The following is a 20,924-nucleotide window of genomic DNA, read 5'->3' on the forward strand; positions in this document are numbered from 1 at the left end:
CGAAGAACTGACCACGATGACGCTCGCATCCGGCAGTTTCTCCCCACTCGAGACTGCCGGGCCCCTGTTGGTCTGGATTATCGTCGTCACGTTCGTCTTCATCGAGTGCGCGATCATCCTCGGGTTGTTTCTCCCCGGCGACTCACTGCTGATCACAGCCGGAATCGTGCTTGCCGGTCACGAATCCGGTGCAGGCCACGTGTGGGCGCTGTCGGTGGGCGCGATGATCGCTGCCATTGCCGGCAACCAGGTCGGGTACGTCATCGGCCACCGGACGGGCAACCACATCAAAGCCCGTAAGGGCGGCAAGTACTTCACCGAGAAAAATCTGCACCGCGTCAACATCCTGTTGGAGAGACACGGGTTCTGGGCCGTCCTGATCGCCCGCTGGGTTCCGTGGGTTCGCACCTTGTGCCCGATGGTCGCAGGCGCAGCCAAGATGAACCACACGCGCTACACCATCGCGAGCACCATCGGCGCGATCATCTGGGCACCGGTGCTCCTGCTGCTCGGTTTCTACGGTGGCTCGTTCCTCGATCGCGTTCCGTGGTTGCTGCCCGCCGTGCTGATCGTGATGATGGTCAGCTTGGTCATCGGCACCGCTTTGGGAATCTGGCAGTACCGCAAGGAAATGGCCCGACCGGCCGAAGACGTCGAGGTCGAAGAAGTTCTCGACTAGAAGCTGTCTGCTCAGTGCAGGTGGCTCTGGTCCCACGCCGGAAGCGGGTCCTCGTAGCGAGTCCAGGCCCGCGGTCCTTCGCGTAGTTCGTCATCGGTCAGCAGAGCCGGATCGAGGATTCGCGACGGCGTCGCCGGGTCGAGTTTCACTCCGATGAACACGATCTCCTGCCCTGGCACCTCCGCTGCCGACGCCCACAGTTGCGCCGGTTCGATGACGAGGTTGGGGCCTGCCTGCGACCAGATAGCGGCGAACTCGGGCCTACTGGCGATCCAGCAGAAGCCTTTGCTTCGCAAGAGTCCCGCGAACTGACCGAGCGCAGCCTCGAGTCGCGCCGGATGGAAGGGTCGCGAGGCTCGATACGTGACGCTGCGTATTCCGTATTCCTCGGTTTCCGGGGTGTGCCCGCCGGCCAGCTCCTCGTCCCAACCGGGTACTTGCGCAGCCAGTTCCGGGTTGTAGAGACCGGTTTCGAGGACGCGATCGAGGGTGACTTTTCCGTGGTCGGTCCGAATCAGTTGAGCAGTGGGGTTGAGCCTACGAAGCGTCGCCTCGACGGTTCCCGCCGCCCGCGGGCTCACCAGGTCGGTTTTGTTCAGCAAGATGACGTCGGCGAACTCCACCTGATCAACCAGGAGATCGGAGATGCTGCGTCCGTCCCCCTCCCCGGCTTCGAGGTTGCGCTCGTCCAGTCGTTCGCCTTTTGCCAGTTCGCCGAGAAAAGTCGACGCGTCCACCACGGTCACCATGGTGTCGAGCTTCGCGAGCGAGCCGAGGCTGAAGCCGTCCTCGAATTCCCAGTCGAAGGTGGCCGCCACCGGCATCGGTTCGGAGATGCCGGTGGATTCGATCACCAACTGATCGAACCGCCCCTCGCGGGCCAGCGCGCCGACGGCGTCGATCAGATCCTCGCGCAGCGTGCAGCAGATGCATCCGTTGGTCAGCTCGACCAACTTCTCCTCCGTGCGATCGAGGTGGCCCTGGCCCGTGACGAGGGCCGCGTCGATGTTGATCTCGCTCATGTCGTTGACGATGACGGCGACCCGACGGCCGTCTCGATTGGCGAGGATGTGGTTGAGGAGTGTGGTCTTGCCTGCGCCCAGAAATCCGGACAGCACGGTTACCGGTAGCTGCTTCATTCCTTAATGGTAACCATTGTCATTATCGACAACGGGAGGCGGGCCTACTGCACTGCAGACGTACTACCCGAGAACTGGCTCTCGGGCCTCGGCAACCCGAAATGATCACGAAGCGTCGTACCCGTGTATTCGGTGCGGAACAGACCGCGATCCTGCAGGATCGGGACCACACGCTCGGTGAAGATTTCGAGTCCACCCGGGTAGTACGGCGGCATGACGTTGAATCCGTCAGCAGCACCGCTGGTGAACCATTCCTCGATCGTGTCGGCCACCTGCTCGGCGGTTCCGGCAAACACCCGGTGTCCGCGCGCACCCGCCAAACGATGAAGCAGGCCCCGAACCGTCGGACGCTCACGCTCGACTATGCCGGCGATCACCTGCAATCTGCTTTGCTTGTTGTCGGTGACATCACCTGCCGCCGCGAACAATTCGACAGGAACCGGTGCATCCAGTTCCAGATTCCGAACATCGGTCCCGGTGAGTGCACCGAGCTGCGCGAGCCCGTACTCCGGCGAAGTCAACTCGTTGAATTCTCGCTCGAGCGCCTTGGCTTGTTCCTCGGTGTCACCGATGAACGGGCTGATTCCGGGCAGGATCTTGACATGATCGGGGTTGCGCCCGAACTGAGCAGCCCTCGACTTGATGTCGGTGTAGAACGCCTGCGCATCGGAAAGTCTCTGGTGCGCTGTGAAAATCGCCTCCGCATACTGACCGGCAAACGCGCGACCGTCGTTGGACGCCCCGGCCTGCACCAGCACCGGGTATCCCTGCGGCGTTCGCGGTGCGTTGAACGGTCCCCGCACCCGAAGATGCCGGCCGACGTAGTTGATCTCGTGAATCTTGTTTCTGTCCGCGTAGATTCCGTTCTCCCGGTCCAGACTGATCGCGTCGTCCTCCCAGCTGTCCCACAACCGCACCACCGCGTCGACGAATTCCCTTGCACGCGAATACCGGTCGCCGTGGTCCGGATGCTTGGCCAGCCCGAAGTTGGCGGCAGCCAGATCCGTACCCGTGGTGACGATGTTCCACCCAGCGCGTCCGTTCGAGATGTGGTCGAGTGAGGCGAACAGCCGAGCCAGGTTGTACGGCTCGTAGTACGTGGTCGACGCCGTCGCGATCAATCCGATCCGCTCGGTTGCCACTGCAATGGCCGTCAACAAGGTGATCGGCTCCAACGTCCCTGCGGGACCGTGCTCGACGTCGCTGCGCAACGCGGGACCGTCGGCGAAGAAGATTCCGTCGAACTTCGCCGCCTCAGCAGTGCGAGCGATCTCCTGGAAATACGTGACGTCGAACAGACGTTCCGGTGTTGTCCACGGATGACGCCACGCCGCTTCGTGATGACCGGCGGGGTGGATGAACGCGTTGAGGCTCAGTTGGCGCGGAGAATCAGACATGCCTGAATGCTGGCAACTGCCGCCGCAGTCCGACAGGGTTAGGGTTCGCGTGATTCCAACTCGGGGTTGGCAGCTCGGTATCGTCACATGGGTGAGCCGCGTAGTTGTAGCCGAGTTCGTACCGTCCGGATCGACAGCATCGGTTCTTCACCAGTGGTGTGAGGTCTTCGCCGAAGGCCAGCGTCACCTGTCCGGAACTGCGCCGACAGCGACGGCGCTGATGGAAATGATCGAGGCCGAGGACAATTCGGCCGATGTATGGCGTTGGATCGCACGCGACGGCGGAACGGACGAGGTCCTCGGTATCGCCCAGGCGCGACGCAACTCGGCGGAACCTGATCTCGCAGAGTTTCGGATGTACGTGACACCCCACGCGCAGCGACGAGGGGTAGGACGAGCGCTTGCCGAACTCGCCGAAGTCGACATCGCCGGGTTCGGCGTGCGAAGAATCAGAGTGACGGCGCTCGTCGGAAGCTCAGCCGAGCATTTCCTGGGATCGTTCGACGGCCACCGCGTGTTGCTTCGGTTGGCCAACCAGGTTCAGCACCTCAGCCCTCCCACCGCACACAGTGCCCGCCCCGGCTATCGAATCGTCAGTTGGCGCAACCGAACCCCGGACGAGCTGGTCCACTCCTTCTCGGAGGCATTGAACCGACTCCTCGACGCGCCGGGCGCCGAACTGCAGATGCCCGAACGTAATTGGGGAGCCGACGAGGTCAGATCGTGGGAACAGAAGATGACGGGTGGCTCTCAAGTACTCCTGGTGTGCTGCGCGGTCGACGACAGCGTCGGCGAAGTAGCCGCAGCGACAGTGGTGACGGTGGACGAACATGACAGCACCCACGCATCACAGCACGACACCGTGGTACTTCCCCAGCACCGCGGACACGGTCTCGCTCGGTGGGTCAAGGAGCAACAAGCGTCTGTGTTGGCAGCTGAATTTCCCTCGCTGCAAAAGATTTACACAACGGTGAACGCGGAAAACCACCCGATGCTGACCGTCAATCGGAGCCTGGGATACCAGACCGTTGCGGAGCGGATCCTGGTGGAGATCAGGAGAGTCGAGAGTGCGTCGCACAAGCCTCGGTGACGATCTTCCTCCACAGGAGCGGGTGAGACTGCCAGAAGTTGTGCGCGACACCGTCGACGACCTCGAAACTACCGTTAGGCACGAGCTCGGCCAGTTGCTGCAACGGCCACGACGGGCGAATATCGTCGGCCGCCGCGAGAAATGTCATGGGCACGGGTGAGTCGGCCAACTGCCGAAACAGCTGTGGTTCATGGATCCATTCGATGAACGATTCTTGAAGCGATTGCCAGACAACAGGTTCCCAAGGTATCTGCGGGTCCGGCTCGATTCCCGCTTCGTACTGCTTCGACCAGGTCCGGTCCTTGTGGAGGCCGTGCCCCGCGATGCCGACGACGCCGGACACCGATTCCGGACAGTCGAGTGCGTACCGCACCGCCAAGTCGGATCCCCACGAGTGCCCCAGCACGACCCAGCTGTCGATCTCGAACGTGCGTCGGACGAGTTCGAGGTCCGCAACCGCCTGCGCCATCGTATGAGCGCCGCCACCGGACCGGCCGACTCCGCGTGGCTCAGGGCACCACGCGCGCATTCCTTCCGGAACCAGCTCGTCGTGAGCAAGATAGTGAACGCATCCCGGGCCGCCGGAGAGAACCAGAACGTCCGCCCCTGCCCCACCGACATCGATGTGAAGACGTACGCCGTCCGTGTCGACCACGTGCCGGGATTCCATGAGGGAAAAGCCTAACGCTTACGCGGGTATCCAGCCGCCGAGACGACAAATGCCGCCTCCATGAGCATCCACCCACCTACCTGCACCGAGAGGTCTCGCTCGGGCACGCTCGACGAGCGCACCGTTCCGGCGGCGAAGGTGGCGATGTCGCCGGACAGACTCGGCAACTGAGCATCCTTGGTCCAGTCATGCCCGAACAGCGGCAGACCTTCGATCTGCAGTCTGTTGTTCCAGGCCGCTTCCGCGGAGGACAGAACGATCTGCGCTGCGAGTTCGCGCGCTCGCAGGTCCTCGTGAGTCTCCCAGGACAAGTTCACCACCACGAACGCGAGGTAGCGAGCCAGGATTGCGTTGAACAGTCCGCCGTCGCCTCCGCCACCGCCCGTGATGACTCCGTACTCGGTCATTCCGTCGTACACCGCGTCGACGAGTTTGTGGACTCGCTCGCGGTGGCGCGGTTCGCCCAATCGCGTCGACAACTCGGTTTCCAACCCCAGCGTGACGCCCTGACAGTACGAATAGATCGCGCGCTCGAGGGTGCCGTCGCGGCGGATACCGTCGAAGATCAGTCCGGAGTCCGGATCCCGCAGCGTCTCGTCGATCCAGTCGGCCGTTGCCTGCGCGCGCCAGAGTTTTCCGGTGCGCGCCAGCATGATTCCGGCGGGTCCGTTTGCCGGGGTGTTGTAGAAATCGGAACCTTTGCACCACGGAATACCGCCGCCGTCGGCCGGGGACCACGAATCGAAGAGTTGCGATTCGAGCGCCTGGACCGCGGTCCGGTGATCGACCGAGAACATACGTTGAGCACGTTCGAGCGAGAGGCCCAGCCACGCCATGTCGTCGTAATAGTTGTTGGTCCACGCCGAGACGTTGCGGACCCGCACACTGCGGGCAACCTTCGCCACCCGGCGACGACGCTTGGGCGTCGGGTCACGTTCGAGCGCGTCGATTGCAGTGTCGAGCAGGTGTGCTTGCCACCAGTAGTGCCACGGCTTGAACATCCGCTCGCGCCGAACAGCGGGCCAGGCAACCACGCCGAGTGCTGTCCGGGGCATTCCCCACAGGCGCCGAAGGTGACGACTGACTATCGCGCCCTCAGCCGCATCGGCTCGCTCTGCCCACACTTCCTGCATAACTACCTATCCTGTCTGGTCGAGGCGCTACGCGCTAGCCGGAATTCGCGAGCGAGATCAGCGGGAATCGGCGAGATCGGCATGCTCACGTACCCACGCGTGCATCGCAATGCCGGCCGCGACGCCGGCGTTGATGCTGCGAGTCGACCCGAATTGCGCGATCGAGACCGTCATGGACGCAACCTCTTTCGCATGTTCGGTCACTCCGGGCCCTTCTTGACCGAACAGCAGGATGCACTCTCGCGGCAGGCTTGCCGTTTCCAGCGGCACCGACCCCGGGGTGTTGTCGACGGCAACGATCGTGAGTGAATTCTCACGGGCGTACTCGACGAGCTCGCTGATATCGGCGTGGTGAACGATGTGTTGGTATCGATCGGTCACCATGGCGCCCCGCCGATTCCAGCGCCGACGCCCCACGATGTGGACCGCGGCCGCAGCAAACGCGTTTGCCGTGCGGACCACCGTGCCGATATTGGCGTCGTGCGCGAAGTTTTCGATGGCGACATGCATCGTGTGACGGCGCGAGTCGATGTCCTCGACTATCGCTTCCCGCGTCCAGTACCGGTACTCGTCCAAGACGTTTCGACGATCACCCTCGGCGAGGAGTACGGGGTCGTAGCGCTCGTCTGTCGGCGGTTCCGTGTCGTGCTCCTCGGCCCACGGCCCGACGCCGTTGGGGTTCTCGCCCCACTCGGTGGGTCCCGGTTCACCGGCCCCACCGGAGACGTCGTCGGCTGCGACTTCGGTCATCAGTACACCTCGTTGGAATCTGCAGCCACCGTGAAGCCGTGCGTGGTCTGATCGTTGACACACGAGACGTCTGTCGCGGTGGTCGTACAGGTGAAACCCAGTTTGCTCAGCGGTTGACCGGCCGCCAACACCGGATCGGCGTCGGGGCCGCCCGAGGTGTACACCTCTCCGCCCGAACACATGAAAGCACCGTCACCCTCGTCGGTGACGCGAATGCCGTTGCCCCAGTTGACCATGCAGCTCTCCGGCCGCGGCGGAACCGGGGTGGTCGTTCCCTCGCACCCGGCTTCGATTCTGGTGGGCAACTTGATGATGCCGCACTGGAAGTTCCCGTCGGGAGTGGTGAAGTAGTACGACTCGTTGCGCTCGAACTGCACGTCCGTGAGCGTCGTCGTCGGTGGCAGCGTCGTGGTCGGTGGTTCGGTGGTCGTGGGGACGACGGGCGCGACGGTGGTGGTTGTCGTCGGCACTGCGGTAGTGGTGGTCGAACTTGGCTGCGCCGCTACGGTCGGCGCTGAATCCGCCTCCCCGCCGCACCCTGCGAGCACGAGCGCCGACCCGACGCCCAACAAGACGAACCCCACCCGAACACGAACCACCCGACTACCTCCACACACGTCATCTTGGCCCAGCAACAGCCGACAGTGCACTCTATCGTGTGGTCGACTAAGTGCTGGTGACGCGCTTGTTCATCAGCCGTGAGAGCCACGCGGGCGAGAACCGCGACGCACTGAGAAAGAGCTTTGCCTGAGTTCCGACCGGGTAGTGAACCTTGTGTACGCGTCCGGCGCCGCGTGTGGCCGCCCACAGCTCCTTCGCGACGTCGGTGGCAGTCAGCTTGATACCCAACGATCTGGTGGCTCCGGTGTCCATTCCAGTGACCATCGCGGTCTGGACGAACAACGGCCAGAGCGCGAGAACACGGATGTCGTGCTGTGCCCATTCCAGATCGAGCGCCTCGGTCAGGCCGCGGATCGCGAACTTGGTTGCACCGTACGTCGCCAGTTCGGGCTGGCCGTAGATCGCCGAAGCGGAGCACAGATTGACCACCTGAGCGCCGACGGTATCGCGGAGGTACGGGAAAGCCGTGTGCGTGCCGTTGAGGGTGCCGGTGATGTTGATGTCGACCATTCGGCGATGCGCCGCAAGAGAAATATCCTCGAACCGTCCCGAGGAGAGCACGCCCGCATTGTTGATCAGGATGTCCAGACGCCCGGACTCCCCGGCAAAATCGGCCAGACACTGCGCCCATCCCACCGGATCGGTGACGTCCAGGACACCCGTCACGACGCTCCCACCGAAACCGTCGATCTCGGCCTTCAACGAGGCAAGGCCGGCGTCGTCGATGTCGAACGCGCCGACGCGGTATCCGTTGCGCGCGAACAACAGCGACGTCTCCCGCCCGATTCCAGCCGCAGCACCGGTGATGAAGACGTTCGGTTCGCTCATCCGGTCAGGCTATCCTGGATGTGGAGGAAATCTGATGAATCACCGTCGCGTCGTACACACCGTATGTTTCATCGCGGTGGGATATCTGATCGTGCTCGCGGTGTGGCTCGGATGGCTGGTCGAGCACACCCCACCTGGCACTCTGCCCTATCAGATCGGCGGGCTACTCGCCGCTTTCGGCTCGGTACTCGGATTCGGAATGGCCTGGGCCAATCGACCGACCCGCGCCGAGCGCAAGCTCGAAAAGCACGGCCTCGAAGGGTGGGCACGAATCGACAAGGTCACACCCCTGCGTCGAACCGTCGACGGCGAGTTGGCCAAGCTCGCACTCCGCCTCACGGTTCCAGGTTCCGATTCGTACTCGGGCCGGATCGAGTACGAGATCCGACCCGAGTTCAAAGACAAGATCACTCCCGGATCCACGGTCACCGTCATGGTGGACCCGAAGAACCGAGACCGAATCATGCTGTGCCCGTGAAAAACTAGACGCTCTTCTTGCGTCCCAGCGCCAACATGCCCTCCACCAGCATCAGTTGCGCTCCCGCGTACGACGCCAGGATCACACCCTCGGCAGCGGCACGGCCGGCGGTCCCGCGGATGAACAGTCGACGCACCACGATCAGCCCGTCGGACGCGGTGAAGAGCACTCCGCCCAATCCGAGCCAGGAGCGTCGATCCTTGTTCGGGACGACAACGTCGAGCACGGCCTTGGACTGCGGTGCCAGAGCGGGGTCCGCCGACAACGTCGAGGTGGTTCCCAACATCAATCCGTATCCGGTGAGCGGCGTCGACACGCTCGGTGCCTTGGCACGGAGCAGACCGGACGCCGTCGACCAACCGCTCATGCGGGGTTTGAGGGCAGCACGGGTCGGCCGTGCCCCGCGGCGCAGGAGAAGAGCCGAGTAACTGGCCTGCATCACCGCGAACGAGGACGCGCCCTTGATCAGACGAGCATCGTTGTCCGGGTCGATCATGAACACGTCGCCGACGGTCGCAGCGGCGAGGCCGGCGAGAAGCAGTGCGGTATCGGCTGTTTCCGTCTCCGAGCGCTTGCGCAGCACTCGGGCCGCCAAGGCAGGTGCAATCAGCGGCTTCGCGATCTGCTGAACCCGCTCGTTACCGACCACTGCCCCGACCACCGTCGCTGCCGTCGCCGCCGCAAAAACTGCGTGCTCGATGCCCCACTTGCCCGCCATCACAATCCTCCTGTTGGTTACACGTCCAACAGCGACCGTACTGGGTCACTCAGGCAGCATCGCCGGATTTGACGTCCGCGCCGTAGACATCGACGTATTCCTGCCCCGACTGGTCACAGAGCACTGACATCAATTCGTCCGTCGCCGCGCGCACGACGGCCTGGTAGCCACGAAGTTCGCGGTACCGAGAGAAGTCGATCGGCTCCCCTACCGTGATCCGGACCTTGCTGAAGCGCCACATCCGCGTACCCGGCGGGTTGACTGCGTCGCCGCCGTGCACGACGACGGGAATGACCGGCGCCCCGGTTTCCAAGGCGACACGAATCGCTCCGGTCTTTCCCTTGTACAGGCATCCGTCGGGCGATCGCGTTCCCTCGGGATAGATCCCCCAGACTCCGCCTTTGTCGAGAATTCCGATGGCCGTGTCCAATGCCGCACGGGAGGCATCGGCGCCACTACGGTCGATCGGCACCTGACCCGCCCCACCGAAGAACCAGCGCTGCATCGCGCCCTTCACACCGGTCCCGGTGAAATATTCACTCTTCGCGACGAAGGTGATGCGCCGGCGCACCATGAGAACCAGGAAGAACGAGTCGACGACTGCCCGATGGTTTCCGGCGAGAATCACCGGCCCTTTCTTGGGGATGTGGTGCTGCCCCTCGATCGTCGGCCGCCCGAACAGCCAGAGGACCGGGCCGATCAGAACGTATTTGAACAGCCAATAGAGCACAGGGCATCACCTTTTCCGTCTAGTAGACAGTGTCTACGTCCAGAATAATAGACACTGTCTTCCATGACTGTCAGCAGCCTTCGCGAAACACTCGTCGCCACCGGCGTCGAGATTCTCGATGCCGACGGCGCCACAGAACTGACGCTACGGGAGATCGCGCGCCGGGCGGGCGTGTCGCACGGCGCCCCGCGGAGATACTTTCCGACCCACAACAGCCTGCTTGCCGCAATTGCCTCACACGGCCTGCGCGATCTCACCGAAAGACTCCAACCGGCACTTGTCGGCAAACAACCCGCTCGTAGCCGATTGATCTCGGCAGCAATCGAATACGTGTCATTCGCCCAGGAGCGGCCGGCGATGTTCGAGTTGATATTTCGCCACGACCTCCTCGAAGCCGCCGGCAGCAACCTCCGAGAGTCGTCACTCCCGCTCTTCGCCGCCCTGCAAGCCGTGACCGAAGAGGCCGACGCGTCCGATCCCACCACTTCTGCGGTGAACATCTGGACCGGAACCCACGGCATCGCAGTGCTGGCGGCAAATCGAAGCCTCGCGCTCGTTGCACCCGGCCTCGACATCGCGGCACTGGTCACCACAAGTGTGACGGACCACCTTTTACGGACTCGTTGATTTACATAGTTACCCTATGCAATAATATTTTTCGTGACAGATGAAGAGCAGCAACTGCACGAACTACTCGTCGACCTCGTGAGCAACACGCACCGCTTCGCGAAGCTGGCAGGTTCTTTCGCGTCCGATCAGTACCCACGCGCCTGGCTGCGCGCGCTCTCACTCCTCGAGGAATACGGCGAAATGCGGATCAGCGATTTCGCTCGACTCGACAGAAGCTCGCAGCCCTCTGCCACTGCCCTACTGCGCAAACTCGGCGAGAACGGTTACGTCGAACGCCGCGCCGACCCGGAGGACGCCCGCGCAGTGCGCGTCGCCATGACCGAGAAGGGTCGAAAGATCCTGAACGACGGCCGAAACGAGATCGCCGACGCTCTAGTCCCCCACTTCGTCGAACTCGGGCCCGAGCAGATCAAGAAACTGGCCGACGGATTGGCCGAATTGCGGTCCATCATCAAGACTTCCGACCCCAGCTGAAATACCCACCACTGAAAAAGGAGGTGGCCGTGAGCAACACGACCGCGACATCAACGCACCAGAACGAGGCTCCGCCGAGCCTCCTGAAACAACCGAAAGCGGTGTGGGCGGTAGCCTTTGCCAGCGTCATCGCCTTCATGGGCATCGGATTGGTCGATCCGATCCTCAAGCCGATCGGCGAACAACTCGACGCCACACCGTCGCAGGTTTCGCTCCTGTTCACCAGCTACATGCTCGTCACCGGCGTGGCCATGCTCATCACCGGTGTGGTGTCCAGCCGCATCGGCGCCAAGAAAACACTTCTTGTAGGCCTTGCCATCATCATCGTGTTCGCCTCTCTGGCAGGCGCTTCCAGCACCATCGGCCAGATCGTCGGATTCCGTGCCGGCTGGGGACTGGGCAATGCACTCTTCATCGCAACGGCATTGGCGGCCATCGTCGGCGCGGCCAGCGGCGGCGTCGCACGGGCGATCATCCTGTACGAGGCTGCACTGGGCATCGGTATCGCAGTCGGACCGTTGGTCGGCGGCGTTCTCGGTGACATCAGCTGGCGCGCACCGTTCTTCGGCGTCGCAGCCCTGATGGCGGTTGCCTTCATTCTCATCGTCGTGATGCTTCCGAGCGCACCCAAGCCCGAACACCACACATCCATCGCTGCGCCCTTCCAGGCGCTGCGACACCGCGGGCTACTCACCGTTGCCATCACCGCGCTGCTCTACAACTACGGATTCTTCACACTGCTCGCGTACACACCGTTCCCCCTCGACATGGGGGCGTACCCGATCGGTTTCATCTTCTTCGGATGGGGCCTGATGCTGGCGATCTCGTCGGTCTTCCTCGCCCCTCGACTGCAACGACGCTTCGGCACACTACCGATGATGATGCTGGCGCTGACACTGTTCGCACTCGACCTCGGCATGATGGCGCTCTTCACCGAGAACAAGATCGTCTTGATCGTGGGTGTCGTCCTCGCCGGGTTGTTCCTCGGCGTGAACAACACACTCATCACCGAAACCGTCATGATCTCGGCTCCCGTGGAACGGTCGACCGCCTCGGCTGCTTACAGCTTCGTTCGATTCGTCGGCGGCGCCGCAGCTCCGTGGGTAGCCGGCAAGCTCGGCGAGTCCAACGTCCACATGCCGTTCTGGGTCGGCGCGGTGCTCACCCTCGCCGCCGTGTTCGTCCTGTCGAGCGGACGCAAGGTCCTCGCACACGTCGACGACCACGATCCCGCGCCGCACAGCGTCGACGAAGCACTCGCCGTCACCGTAGGCGACTGACCCCTGTGAGTGGTTGAGGAGTGCAGGGACTCCTTAACCACTCACGGGGCGTCAGCTCAGGTTCAGATCTTCCAGGCCCAGCAGCGATCGGTACTCGACGCCCTCGGCACCGATAATCGCGTCCGCACCCGTCGCGCGATCGACGACGGTAGCGACTCCGACCACTGTGGCCCCTGCCTCGCGCAGAGCCTTCACTGCTGTCAACGGAGAATTGCCCGTCGTGGTCGTGTCCTCGACAACCAGGACACGCTTGCCCACGATGTCCGGGCCCTCGATCTGACGCTGCATCCCGTGAGCCTTCGCAGCCTTGCGAACGACAAACGCGTCGATCGGGCGTCCGGGAGCGTGCATCACCGCCATCGCAACCGGATCGGCGCCCATCGTCAAACCTCCGACGGCGTCGAAATCCCAGTCCGCGACCAGTTCACGCAGCAGCGAGCCGATCAGCGGCGCCGCCTTGTGGTGAAGTGTCGCGCGGCGAAGGTCGACGTAGTAGTCGGCTTCCTTGCCCGAAGACAGCGTCACCTTTCCGTGTACAACAGCCAATTCGCGCACCAGCGCAGCCAAATCCTCACGATCGCTCATGAGTGCTCAGCCTACCGACCACCGGCTTATGCTCGGCTTCTGCCTCTGGGCTACGTTCGGCTACTGCCTCTGGACTACGTTCGCCCGCGGCCTCGTCCAACGATGTTGGTCAACCGGCGAACCAGCCCCTTGGGAACCAGACGCCCAGCCGTCGTGAGGACCTTGTACTGAATTCCCGGAATGCTGATGACCTTGTCGTCACCGAGATCCTTCATCGACGCCGCAACCACCTGGTCGACGCTCAACCACATCGGCTTGGGGATCGTGGACATCTCGATGCCCGCACGCTCGTGGAACTCGGTGCGGATGAAGCCCGGGCACAGCGCCTGAACGCGCACTCCCGTCCCGGCCAACCCGCCGGAAAGCCCTTCGGTGAACGAGATGACATAGGCCTTGCTTGCCGAATACGTCGAACCCCGTCCGGACAGCAGGCCCGCGACGCTCGCCACGTTGACAATCGTTCCGTGCGCCGACGCGATCATGCTGGGCAGCGCCGCACGGGTCAGCCGCATCACGGCGGTGACGTTGACGTCGAGTTGAGACTGAAGAAGCGCCGGATCTGCAGTCCAGAACTCGCCGGAGGTACCGAATCCGGCGTTGTTCACCAACACCTCGACGCCCTTCTCCAGACGAAGCGCGACGGTGTCGCGTCCAGCCTCCGATGCGAGATCGGCAACCAGAATCTCCGACTCGGTGCCGAACATCGTCTTCAACTCGGACGCGAGGTCGTGCAATCTGACCTCGTCACGTGCGACGAGAACCAGGTCGTATCCGAGGGAGGCGTATTTCTTGGCGAAACCGGCGCCGAGACCAGAGGTAGGTCCGGTCACCAGGGCAACGGGACGCACAGGGCGATCCGAGTGGGAAGTCGACATACCGGCCACGCTAGTGGTTATCGCGGCTGGACGGGAACCTTAAAGGTCAGTCGACCGGGCGAATTGTGCCCGAGCGCTGCGACGCCGGACGCTGAGCCGGCTTGTCAGCCGCCTCGGGCTTGCGCAGCGATTGATCCGGACGTGGCGCAGATTCCCGCGGTGCAGGCTCACGCGGTGCGGACTCACGCGGGGCAAATTCACGCGGCGGAGCTTCACGGGGCGGCTGCTCTTGACGCGAACGGGGCTGTTCTACCGGATCCGGAGTTGGGCGAGACTTCTCGGCGCCCGGCCGCGGGCGGCTCGGATCGTGATCGACCTCGAGTTCGTTGGGATCGGTGACGGGAGGCAGGACATGCAGAATGCCGGACAGGCGCGCAACCGACTCGATTGCAGCGTCCCAATCCCGACCGTTGCTGGTTACGGGGAGCGAGCCGAGAGTCCACTGGCCTTCGCTCCACAGCATGCTGATCGACGGCGGAACCGATTCGGTGAACGCCACCATGCGCTGATCACAGACACGACGTGCGATCTCGAGATCGGTCGCGAAGACGACTCGTGAACCGATCGCACCCAGCAGGTTCAGGTCGCCGTCCTTGGGCGGAGCCGTCGATTTCAACCGAAGATCGATGTCGACGTCCGACCCGATCTCGCGGCGAACGGCGACGATGGTTGCGGTCTCTTCCAGGTCGAACAGCACGAACTGCTCTCCGCGACGACGGCCTCGGACGACGTCGGTGGCAGTCAGGTAGTCCTGCTTCGCCATGACCGCGCGATGCCATTCGCCCGCCAGCTGATCGTCAGTGGCCGTGTACGTGTATCCCTGCGCCTTGGCCCAGATCTGACGCACTCGCCCGGATTGATCTCGCCTCGTCCTGTCGACGTACAGGAGCGCACCCGCGCCTGCGAGTGCAATTGCTGCCAGTCCGAACCACATTCCAGTCATCACCCTCCAGGGTAGCGACTCGCGGCCTCAACCTCCCGCGACACCCTGGTGGACTCGCCTGATGTGTCGTGAACGACTCAGTTGCCGAACTTCGGCAACGACGTACTCAGAATCGTGTTGGCGGTCATCGTGCCGTTCTCCACCGGAGTTCCGTCGACGACGATGTTGTCTCCCGGTTGCAGATCGGCGATCGTGGCGCGGTTGAGCGCGATGAGGGTGGTGTCGGCTGTGGTCAGAACCGTCACCTGCGATCCACCGATCGAATCGATGACCAACGTGCCGCCGTCGTTCGACTTGACGGTGCCGACGGCTCCTCCGGCGTCGCCGATGACTTCGCCGAGCCCGCCCGGGAGCTGGCTGAGCGGGGAATCCGTCGTCGGAGTCGGCGCCGTGGTGCTGGCCTTCGGCGGTGTGGTGGTCGGCGCCTGCGTCGTAGTGGTCGGCGGAACGAAAGCGGTCTGGGTTCCCTTGTCGTTCGAACCGAACGCCGAGAACGCGACGATCGCGATCACGGCGACCAGGATCCCGACCACACCGGCAGCCACCCACGTCGCGAGCTTGCGCTTCTTGCCGCCGCCCGACGACCCGTCTTCGATGAACGGCTGTTCCGGCGGAACTCCCCCGCCACCACCGGCAACCGGATACTGCTGTGTATTTCCGTACTGCTGTGTATTCCCGTACTGATCCGGGTTCCCGTACTGCTGGGCCGTGTACGGCGGATAGGCCTGCGTCGCACCCGGCGGCGGGGCCTGCGGATCGAACTGCGGGTTGTAGGCGGGGAAGGCCTGCGTGGGATTCGGCTGCTGCCCCTGCTGCCCCAAGTACTCCGTGTTCTGATCCGGGCCACCGTAGGGATACTGCTGCGCCCCCGGAAACTGCCCCGCCCCCGGCTGCTGACCGAAGTACTCCGTCGGCTGGTTCGGATTCTGGCCGGACACCGTCCCGTACTGCTCTGTCGGCTGGTCGGGTGTACGCCCCCAGACCTCGGTGGCCTCGGGATCCTCACGGCGCGGCCCACCCGAGTTACGCGGATCGTTCTGATCGGTCATGCCTGGCTCACCTTCGGTTGGGACGAAAGAGCGTCGAAGTCGTTCGGAGAGGCGCGGGTGCAGACATCCCCGGTTCGAGCATCCAGCCATCCAGGGTAGAACAAAATGCGAATGCCCCGCCGATCCAAGTGGATCGACGGGGCATTCCGCTTACCGAATCAGGAGAGAACCAACTGATCCGCGTCCTCGCTGACACCGACGTGCACGGTGTCGCCGTCCTGGACCTTGCCGGCCAGGAGCAGCTTGGCGAGCTGGTCGCCGATCGACTGCTGAACGAGTCGACGCAATGGCCGAGCGCCGTACAGCGGGTCGTAGCCGCGCACCGCGAGCCACATCCGGGCAGCACCGTTCACCTCGAGGGTGAGACGACGCGCAGCCAGACGCTTCTGCAGCTGCTCGAGCTGGATGTCCACGATGTGCTCCAACTGCTCTTCGGAGAGCGAGTCGAAGACGACCACGTCGTCGAGACGGTTGATGAACTCGGGCTTGAACGCGTGGCGTACCGCGTCCATGACCTGCTCCCGCGTGCCACCGGATCCCAGGTTGGAGGTCAGGATCAGGATGGTGTTGCGGAAGTCCACCGTGCGGCCTTGACCGTCGGTGAGTCGGCCTTCGTCGAGCACTGCGAGCAGGACGTCGAACACGTCGGGGTGTGCCTTCTCGACCTCGTCGAAGAGGACCACCGAGTACGGGCGTCGCCGAACTGCTTCGGTGAGCTGGCCACCGGCTTCGTAGCCGACGTAGCCCGGAGGGGCACCGACGAGTCGGGCCACCGAGTGCTTCTCACCGTATTCGCTCATGTCGATACGGATCATCGCGCGCTCGTCGTCGAAGAGGAAGTCCGCCAAGGCTTTGGCGAGCTCCGTCTTACCGACGCCGGTCGGGCCGAGGAACAGGAAGGAACCGGTGGGCCGATTGGGGTCGGCGACACCTGCTCGGGCGCGGCGAACCGCATCCGAGACGGCGACGACGGCGTCGGTCTGGCCGACGACGCGCTTGCCGAGTTCGGACTCCATGCGGAGCAGTTTCTCGGTCTCGCCTTCCATCATCCGGCCCGCCGGAATGCCGGTCCAGGCTGCGACCACGTCTGCGACGTCGTCCGGCCCGACCTCTTCCTTGAGCATCACGTCACCGTCGGAGGCGGCTCCGGAAGCGACTGCTGCCTCTTCCAGTTCCTTCTCCAGCGCCGGGATGCGGCCGTAGCGCAACTCGGCTGCCTTGCCCAGATCGCCGTCACGCTCAGCGCGTTCGGACTCTCCTCGCAGGGTTTCGAGCTGTTCCTTCAGCACGCGCACCGAGTCGATGGCCTGCTTTTCGTTCTGCCAGCGGGTGCTGAGCTGATTGAGCTTTTCGCGATCGTCGGCGAGTTCCTGACGCAGCTTCTCGAGCCGAGCCTTGGACGCGTCGTCGGTTTCCTTCTCGAGTGCCACTTCTTCGATTTCGAGTCGGCGAACAGTGCGTTCCACCTCGTCGATCTCGACGGGTCGCGAGTCGATCTCCATACGAAGTCGCGATGCGGCTTCGTCCACGAGGTCGATGGCCTTGTCCGGCAGGAACCGCGAGGTGATGTACCGGTCCGACAGCGCGGCAGCAGCCACCAACGCGGAGTCGGTGATGCGTACGCCGTGGTGCACCTCGTAGCGCTCCTTGAGACCGCGCAGGATGCCGATGGTGTCCTCGACCGAGGGCTCACCGACGAGCACCTGCTGGAAACGACGCTCGAGTGCTGCGTCCTTCTCGATGTACTTGCGGTACTCCTCGAGCGTGGTGGCACCGACCAGTCGCAGCTCACCGCGGGCGAGCATCGGCTTGATCATGTTGCCTGCGTCCATCGCGGATTCACCGGTGGCTCCGGCGCCGACGATGGTGTGCAACTCGTCGATGAAGGTGATGACCTGTCCGGCACTGTTCTTGATGTCGTCGAGAACTGCCTTGAGGCGTTCCTCGAATTCACCGCGGAACTTGGCACCGGCGACCATGGACCCGAGGTCCAGGGACACGACGGTCTTGCCTCGAAGCGATTCCGGGACGTCACCCGCGACGATGCGTTGGGCAAGGCCCTCCACGATCGCGGTCTTGCCGACGCCGGGCTCACCGATGAGTACCGGGTTGTTCTTGGTACGACGCGAGAGCACCTGCACGACACGGCGAATCTCGGTGTCGCGACCGATCACCGGGTCGAGCTTGCCGCTACGTGCAGCTTCGGTGAGGTCGGTGGAGTACTTTTCCAGCGCTTGGTAGGTGCCTTCGGGCTCCGGGCTGGTGACGCGAGCGCTGCCGCGGACGGTGGTGAAGGCTTCACGCAATGCGTCCTGGGTAGCGCCATGACGTACGAGCAACTGCGCGACGTCGGAGTCGCCGCCGGCCAGTCCGTAGAGGACGTGCTCGGTGGAGACGTATTCGTCGTCCATCTCGGTGGCGAGGTGCTGAGCAGCAGTGAGTGCCGCGAGTGCCTCACGCCCGAGTTGCGGGGTGGAGCTTGCGCCGGTTGTCTTGGGCAGGCGATCGACGATTGCCTGTGCTTCACGGTGTACGACCGTGGGGTCGACGCCTACAGCTTTGAGTAGTGGGGCAGCGATGCCGTCGGTCTGGTCGAGCAATGCGACCAGCAGATGGGCAGGCCGGATATCGGGATTACCCGCCGACGACGCCGACTGCAGTGCAGCCGTCATCGCAGCCTGGGTCTTGGTTGTTGGTGTGAACGAGTCCACTTGTCACCTTTCTGGCGAAGTCGAACGGGAAGAGCCGCGACCGGTTGGTATTGCGACTGTGTCAATATGCTCAACGCGGACAAACTTGAGTCTATTCCGCTCAAGTTTGTTTTCGCCAGGCCGAGTTGGTTTCGTAGGTCACATTTTCAGCCGTACTAGAATTGTGGCGAGAGTTGCAGCTGGTGCGAAAGGGGGATGGATTGGATCCGACAGTGATCGCCCGTCTGCAATCCAGCCTCGATTCTCTGACCGACGACGAAGAGAGCCGTGCGCACTTCTCGGCAGTGTTCTACACCGGCCTCTTTGCGGAACATCCTCTGTACCGCTCATTGTTCCCGGCCGGGATGGAATCGCAGGGGCACCGTTTCTTCAGAGCGATCGAGTTCGTCGTCAAGAACCTTCCCCAGCATCGTCGGATCCGGAAGTTCCTCACCCAACTCGGCCGCGATCATCGCCGCTACGGCGTCGAGCGTGAGCACTACGAGGCTGCCGGTGTTGCACTCGAGCGCGCGGTTCGGTCGATGTACGGAACCAGCGCGCACAGTCGCTACAAGTGGACGCCGGAACTGGAGGACGCCTGGTCTCAGTTCACCGACCTCGTCGTGAGCACGATGGCCGACGGCGCCGAGTCCGATACGACCCCGGCACTCTGGGGCGCAACCGTGGTCAGCCACGAACGAGTCCTCGACGATCTGGCGATAGTGCGCCTCGAAGCCGACCCACCCATTCCGTACGGGGCGGGACAGTACGTCGGCGTTCAGATTCCGCAGCGTCCGAAAATGTGGCGGTACTACTCACCGGCGATTCCGACCAACCCTTTCGGTCAGCTCGAGTTCCACATCCGCAAGGTGTCGGGAGGATGGGTCAGCCCCGCGATCGTCAGCGAGACCAACGTCGGTGACCGCTGGGTCATGTCCACTCCCCTCGGCGGTCTCGAGGTCGACTTCACCAGCGACCGTGACGTTCTCATGATCGGATCCGGCACCGGCATCGCCCCACTGCGGGCACAGGTGATGGAAATGTCCCAACGTGCGCACAATCCGCGCGTGCACCTGTTCGTCGGCGGCCGGTATCCGTGCGACCTCTACGACCTCGAAACGCTCTGGCACATCTCACTCAGTAATCCGTGGTTGACCGTCGTACCGGTTTCCGAAGAACCCGAAAACCCTTGGTGGCACAACGGACCGGTGCTGGAGCCACCCTTCGGAATGCACAGCCGACTGATCGGACCGATCGGAAAAGTGGTCTCGCAGTTCGGCTCGTGGGCCGACCGTCAGGTGCAGATCTCGGGGTCACCGTCGATGATCAAGACCACCGTCTACGCCTTGCGTGCCGGCGGAACTCCGCTCGACCAGATCCGGCACGACCCGCTCTACTGACTACAGGAGAACTTTCATGGCCCAGCGAACCTGGTCGAGCACAGTCGTCGAACATCACCGTCTCCGTGAGGATCTGGCGGTTGTTCGTCTTGTCGGCGACGTCGTCCCGTTCCGACCCGGCCAGTACGTCGACGTCAGCGTCCCGCAGAATTCGCGGTTGCTCCGTCGACTCTCCCCCGCACTGCCTCCCTCACACGACGGGAAGTTGGAGTTTCACGTCAAGACGGTTCCCGGCGGTTGGGTCAGCGGTTCGATAGTCAAGGACACCCAGCCCGGTGACGTCTGGCAGATCCTCGACCCGCGCGGCAACCTGTCCGTCGACGAGAACGGCCCCACCGTCATCATGGTCGCGGGCGGAACCGGCTTGGCCCCACTCCGGTCGATCATTCTCGATCTGGCTCAGACCCCGAACCCGCCGCAGGTGTACCTCTTCTTCGGTGGCCGAACGCTTCGCGATCTTTACGCAGCGGACATGTTGTGGCTGCTCGCCGATCAGTTTCCGTGGTTGCAGCCCATTCCCGTCGTCGAAGATCTCTCCGACGGCGGCCCGCCCGACGGGTGGTTCGACCGTTTGAACGTCGACATCGGATTCGGCGACGACCATCTCATCGAAGGCACGCTCGCCGACGTCGTCGCGTCGTACGGTGCGTTCACCGAACATCAGGTCTTGGTGTGCGGATCAGCGGCCATGGTTCGATCGACGCGTGATCGATTGATCGAGGCCGGAACGCCGGCCGAAGTCATTCAGTTCGATCCGTACTGACG

General features: G+C 63.4%; 22 protein-coding genes. 8 read left to right on the plus strand and 14 right to left on the minus strand.

Features of this window, described 5'->3' with window-relative positions; genetic code table 11:
* The first annotated feature begins 16 nt into the window (after window positions 1-16).
* Window positions 17-679: a DedA family protein gene (locus EEB12_RS08475; RefSeq protein ID WP_019749448.1), complete on the plus strand. Its 663-nt coding sequence runs from the start codon at window positions 17-19 to the stop codon at window positions 677-679.
* A gap of 11 nt (window positions 680-690) precedes the next feature.
* Here EEB12_RS08475 and EEB12_RS08480 read toward each other — a convergent pair whose 3' ends face one another.
* Both EEB12_RS08480 and EEB12_RS08485 read right to left on the minus strand, forming a co-directional pair.
* A complete protein-coding gene (locus EEB12_RS08480) occupies window positions 691-1,818 on the minus strand; it encodes a GTP-binding protein (protein WP_141487622.1) in 1,128 nt (375 codons plus the stop codon).
* Between the two features lie 44 nt (window positions 1,819-1,862).
* A complete protein-coding gene (locus EEB12_RS08485; RefSeq protein WP_141487623.1) occupies window positions 1,863-3,215 on the minus strand; it encodes an LLM class flavin-dependent oxidoreductase in 1,353 nt (450 codons plus the stop codon).
* Between the two features lie 91 nt (window positions 3,216-3,306).
* On the opposite strand from EEB12_RS08485, the gene EEB12_RS08490 reads away from it, so the two are divergent.
* The gene (locus tag EEB12_RS08490; protein ID WP_258537462.1) at window positions 3,307-4,305 is read left to right on the plus strand and encodes a GNAT family N-acetyltransferase; all 999 of its coding nucleotides are present in this window, start codon (window positions 3,307-3,309) and stop codon (window positions 4,303-4,305) included.
* On the opposite strand, the gene EEB12_RS08495 is transcribed toward EEB12_RS08490, so the two are convergent.
* The 5 genes from EEB12_RS08495 to EEB12_RS08515 all read right to left on the minus strand — a co-directional run bounded on the left by EEB12_RS08495 (window position 4,268) and on the right by EEB12_RS08515 (window position 8,307).
* Window positions 4,268-4,975, minus strand: coding sequence for an alpha/beta fold hydrolase (locus EEB12_RS08495; RefSeq protein ID WP_020968806.1), 708 nt, complete (start codon window positions 4,973-4,975; stop codon window positions 4,268-4,270). The genes EEB12_RS08490 and EEB12_RS08495 overlap by 38 nt on opposite strands.
* Window positions 4,976-4,986: 11 nt before the next feature.
* On the minus strand, window positions 4,987-6,108 hold the full coding sequence (locus tag EEB12_RS08500) for a glycoside hydrolase family 76 protein (protein WP_003944321.1): 1,122 nt from the start codon (window positions 6,106-6,108) through the stop codon (window positions 4,987-4,989).
* 57 nt (window positions 6,109-6,165) lie between these two features.
* A complete protein-coding gene (locus EEB12_RS08505) occupies window positions 6,166-6,858 on the minus strand; it encodes a TrmH family RNA methyltransferase (RefSeq protein ID WP_133728359.1) in 693 nt (230 codons plus the stop codon).
* On the minus strand, window positions 6,858-7,457 hold the full coding sequence (locus tag EEB12_RS08510) for a DUF6636 domain-containing protein (protein WP_031332000.1): 600 nt from the start codon (window positions 7,455-7,457) through the stop codon (window positions 6,858-6,860). Before EEB12_RS08510 ends, EEB12_RS08505 begins: the two co-directional genes overlap by 1 nt.
* Before the next feature lie 67 nt (window positions 7,458-7,524).
* Complete coding sequence (locus tag EEB12_RS08515; RefSeq protein ID WP_020906638.1) at window positions 7,525-8,307, minus strand: SDR family oxidoreductase; 783 nt, start codon at window positions 8,305-8,307, stop codon at window positions 7,525-7,527.
* A gap of 34 nt (window positions 8,308-8,341) precedes the next feature.
* Here EEB12_RS08515 and EEB12_RS08520 point away from each other — a divergent pair, with 34 nt between their 5' ends.
* Window positions 8,342-8,785 (plus strand): hypothetical protein, encoded by a 444-nt coding sequence (locus EEB12_RS08520; protein WP_020906637.1) that lies wholly within the window; start codon window positions 8,342-8,344, stop codon window positions 8,783-8,785.
* Between the two features lie 4 nt (window positions 8,786-8,789).
* Here EEB12_RS08520 and EEB12_RS08525 read toward each other — a convergent pair whose 3' ends face one another.
* A complete protein-coding gene (locus EEB12_RS08525) occupies window positions 8,790-9,503 on the minus strand; it encodes a lysoplasmalogenase (RefSeq protein WP_020968803.1) in 714 nt (237 codons plus the stop codon).
* A gap of 49 nt (window positions 9,504-9,552) precedes the next feature.
* On the minus strand, window positions 9,553-10,233 hold the full coding sequence (locus tag EEB12_RS08530; RefSeq protein ID WP_019749437.1) for a lysophospholipid acyltransferase family protein: 681 nt from the start codon (window positions 10,231-10,233) through the stop codon (window positions 9,553-9,555).
* Between the two features lie 63 nt (window positions 10,234-10,296).
* Here EEB12_RS08530 and EEB12_RS08535 point away from each other — a divergent pair, with 63 nt between their 5' ends.
* Genes EEB12_RS08535 through EEB12_RS08545 form a run of 3 tightly spaced genes read left to right on the plus strand, consistent with a single transcriptional unit; the run spans window position 10,297 to window position 12,617 of the window.
* A complete protein-coding gene (locus EEB12_RS08535; RefSeq protein ID WP_020968802.1) occupies window positions 10,297-10,860 on the plus strand; it encodes a TetR/AcrR family transcriptional regulator in 564 nt (187 codons plus the stop codon).
* Between the two features lie 33 nt (window positions 10,861-10,893).
* A complete protein-coding gene (locus tag EEB12_RS08540; RefSeq protein WP_020906635.1) occupies window positions 10,894-11,337 on the plus strand; it encodes a MarR family winged helix-turn-helix transcriptional regulator in 444 nt (147 codons plus the stop codon).
* Between the two features lie 23 nt (window positions 11,338-11,360).
* A complete protein-coding gene (locus EEB12_RS08545) occupies window positions 11,361-12,617 on the plus strand; it encodes an MFS transporter (protein WP_020906634.1) in 1,257 nt (418 codons plus the stop codon).
* Window positions 12,618-12,668: 51 nt separating this feature from the next.
* Here EEB12_RS08545 and pyrE read toward each other — a convergent pair whose 3' ends face one another.
* From pyrE to clpB, 5 genes are all read right to left on the minus strand, one after another.
* Window positions 12,669-13,202 (minus strand): orotate phosphoribosyltransferase, encoded by a 534-nt coding sequence (gene pyrE, locus EEB12_RS08550; protein WP_019749433.1) that lies wholly within the window; start codon window positions 13,200-13,202, stop codon window positions 12,669-12,671.
* Between the two features lie 74 nt (window positions 13,203-13,276).
* Entirely contained in the window at window positions 13,277-14,077 is an 801-nt protein-coding gene (locus EEB12_RS08555) for an SDR family NAD(P)-dependent oxidoreductase (RefSeq protein WP_029254745.1), read from the minus strand.
* Between the two features lie 46 nt (window positions 14,078-14,123).
* The gene (locus EEB12_RS08560) at window positions 14,124-15,011 is read right to left on the minus strand and encodes a hypothetical protein (RefSeq protein ID WP_020968800.1); all 888 of its coding nucleotides are present in this window, start codon (window positions 15,009-15,011) and stop codon (window positions 14,124-14,126) included.
* An 86-nt stretch (window positions 15,012-15,097) separates the two neighbouring features.
* Entirely contained in the window at window positions 15,098-16,069 is a 972-nt protein-coding gene (locus EEB12_RS08565) for a hypothetical protein (RefSeq protein ID WP_029254744.1), read from the minus strand.
* A 158-nt stretch (window positions 16,070-16,227) separates the two neighbouring features.
* On the minus strand, window positions 16,228-18,780 hold the full coding sequence (clpB, locus tag EEB12_RS08570; RefSeq protein ID WP_020906630.1) for an ATP-dependent chaperone ClpB: 2,553 nt from the start codon (window positions 18,778-18,780) through the stop codon (window positions 16,228-16,230).
* Window positions 18,781-18,962: 182 nt separating this feature from the next.
* Here clpB and EEB12_RS08575 point away from each other — a divergent pair, with 182 nt between their 5' ends.
* Window positions 18,963-20,159, plus strand: coding sequence for an FAD-binding oxidoreductase (locus tag EEB12_RS08575; protein WP_046379818.1), 1,197 nt, complete (start codon window positions 18,963-18,965; stop codon window positions 20,157-20,159).
* A 16-nt stretch (window positions 20,160-20,175) separates the two neighbouring features.
* Complete coding sequence (locus EEB12_RS08580) at window positions 20,176-20,922, plus strand: FAD-binding oxidoreductase (protein WP_003944435.1); 747 nt, start codon at window positions 20,176-20,178, stop codon at window positions 20,920-20,922.
* Window positions 20,923-20,924 lie beyond the last annotated feature (2 nt).

Origin of the sequence: Rhodococcus sp. WS1, assembly GCF_003797745.1 — a bacterium.
Taxonomy (GTDB): Bacteria; Actinomycetota; Actinomycetes; order Mycobacteriales; family Mycobacteriaceae; genus Rhodococcus_F; species Rhodococcus_F erythropolis.

Coding starts and splice junctions, on each gene's coding strand:
- EEB12_RS08475 (WP_019749448.1), top strand. CDS start 17: ATGACGCTCGCATCCGGCAGTTTCTCCCCACTCGAGACTGCCGGGCCC.
- EEB12_RS08480 (WP_141487622.1), bottom strand. CDS start 1,818: ATGAAGCAGCTACCGGTAACCGTGCTGTCCGGATTTCTGGGCGCAGGC.
- EEB12_RS08485 (WP_141487623.1), bottom strand. CDS start 3,215: ATGTCTGATTCTCCGCGCCAACTGAGCCTCAACGCGTTCATCCACCCC.
- EEB12_RS08495 (WP_020968806.1), bottom strand. CDS start 4,975: ATGGAATCCCGGCACGTGGTCGACACGGACGGCGTACGTCTTCACATC.
- EEB12_RS08500 (WP_003944321.1), bottom strand. CDS start 6,108: ATGCAGGAAGTGTGGGCAGAGCGAGCCGATGCGGCTGAGGGCGCGATA.
- EEB12_RS08505 (WP_133728359.1), bottom strand. CDS start 6,858: ATGACCGAAGTCGCAGCCGACGACGTCTCCGGTGGGGCCGGTGAACCG.
- EEB12_RS08515 (WP_020906638.1), bottom strand. CDS start 8,307: ATGAGCGAACCGAACGTCTTCATCACCGGTGCTGCGGCTGGAATCGGG.
- EEB12_RS08520 (WP_020906637.1), top strand. CDS start 8,342: ATGAATCACCGTCGCGTCGTACACACCGTATGTTTCATCGCGGTGGGA.
- EEB12_RS08525 (WP_020968803.1), bottom strand. CDS start 9,503: ATGGCGGGCAAGTGGGGCATCGAGCACGCAGTTTTTGCGGCGGCGACG.
- EEB12_RS08535 (WP_020968802.1), top strand. CDS start 10,297: ATGACTGTCAGCAGCCTTCGCGAAACACTCGTCGCCACCGGCGTCGAG.
- pyrE (WP_019749433.1), bottom strand. CDS start 13,202: ATGAGCGATCGTGAGGATTTGGCTGCGCTGGTGCGCGAATTGGCTGTT.
- EEB12_RS08555 (WP_029254745.1), bottom strand. CDS start 14,077: ATGTCGACTTCCCACTCGGATCGCCCTGTGCGTCCCGTTGCCCTGGTG.
- EEB12_RS08560 (WP_020968800.1), bottom strand. CDS start 15,011: ATGTGGTTCGGACTGGCAGCAATTGCACTCGCAGGCGCGGGTGCGCTC.
- EEB12_RS08565 (WP_029254744.1), bottom strand. CDS start 16,069: ATGACCGATCAGAACGATCCGCGTAACTCGGGTGGGCCGCGCCGTGAG.
- EEB12_RS08580 (WP_003944435.1), top strand. CDS start 20,176: ATGGCCCAGCGAACCTGGTCGAGCACAGTCGTCGAACATCACCGTCTC.